Source organism: Zunongwangia atlantica 22II14-10F7 (assembly GCF_002094855.1).
Classification (GTDB): domain Bacteria; phylum Bacteroidota; class Bacteroidia; order Flavobacteriales; family Flavobacteriaceae; genus Zunongwangia; species Zunongwangia atlantica.
Window position 1 is genome coordinate 1 of the sequence record NZ_ARYN01000064.1, and the last position, 1,214, is coordinate 1,214.

Below are 1,214 nucleotides of genomic sequence, written 5' to 3' on the forward strand. Positions count from 1 at the left end.
CGGTTCTGGCGATCGTCCCATTCTGACTGAATGAGATAAGCTATGAGTTCATCATTAGTGTAATCCACGCTCTGCGGGGATAAACTGGAGCTAAAGGCCCTGATCATGCCGTGGAGCCTTAATTGTTTCATTTGTTCTAAGGTTTGCGTATTCATATACTTGGTTTTACTGGTTTCTTTCTATTTATAATAATGGCCTCCCCGGATGTTCTTGTGATCGGGCAGGACTATTTCCTCTTCGAGGTTTTCATCGAGATTATCCCAGCCTTTTTTAAGGATGCGATCAATAATGTTGTAATTATATGCCCCATAATCAGAAGCTCTCTTACAAGCATTATCCAGGCGCAGGTTTCCTACCTTCTTTGCCAGGTGTAGTATACCTAAACAGGATTTATAGGATTGTTCCGGATGTTGTTTTTTATCCAGTATTTCAATGATATACGCTTTACAGTGTATTCCGATATGAGCTGCCCAGGCGATAAATTTTTCAGAGCTCCATTCACTTACAAACCTATGGTGTGATGGCATGTGTTCCTTAACCGTAGTATAGGCGTATTTCTTTTTCTCTCTTGGATGTGCAGCCAGGCGTTCAAATTTATAGAATACCTCCACCAGGCTATCGGAGTAGATAATTTTGATACGTTTTCCTATATGCTGGTAGGGTACGCTATAGTAATGCTTGTCTTTACTAAAATAGATGTGACTGTTCTTGTGCACGGTACCATTGGCGTAGGCTTTTATCTCATATCGCTTTAAGGGCAGAGATTTTAATTCCTGTTTCTCCACCTCGTCGAATAAAGAACGTCGGGAGTACTCTCTTCCCCGGAAGGACATTTCATTATGTGTTTTCAGAAGTTCGAGTATGGCCTTATTGATTGCTGGCACGCTATGGAAGGTCTGGTGGCGTAGCGGTGCAAATACCCTGGTATATATTATCCGTACAGCGTTCTCTACGATGGCCTTATCCCTGGGCTTATATGTTCTTGTGGGCAGTACAGCGGTTTCGTAATATTCCGCAAAATCAGAGAAGGTCTCATTGACCTTGGGTTCATAACGGCTCCCTTTGGTTACCGCGGATTTCAGGTTATCAGGTACCAGGGCATTGGGTACTCCTCCATAAAACCAAAGTGCATTCTCCACGCTACGTATAAAATCTTCTTTCTTTTGGCTCGGCGAGGCTTCCACATAGGTATATTGGCTACTGCCCAAAACGCA

General features: G+C 43.1%; 1 protein-coding gene and 1 pseudogene. Both read right to left on the reverse strand.

Translation table 11 applies throughout. The features are described from left to right. Window positions 1–155: pseudogene (locus tag IIF7_RS21290) on the reverse strand (ATP-binding protein); the annotation flags it as partial. A gap of 24 nt (window positions 156–179) precedes the next feature. Next, on the reverse strand, window positions 180–1,214 hold a 1,035-nt coding region (locus IIF7_RS20570), incomplete at its 5' end, for a Mu transposase domain-containing protein (protein ID WP_084843555.1).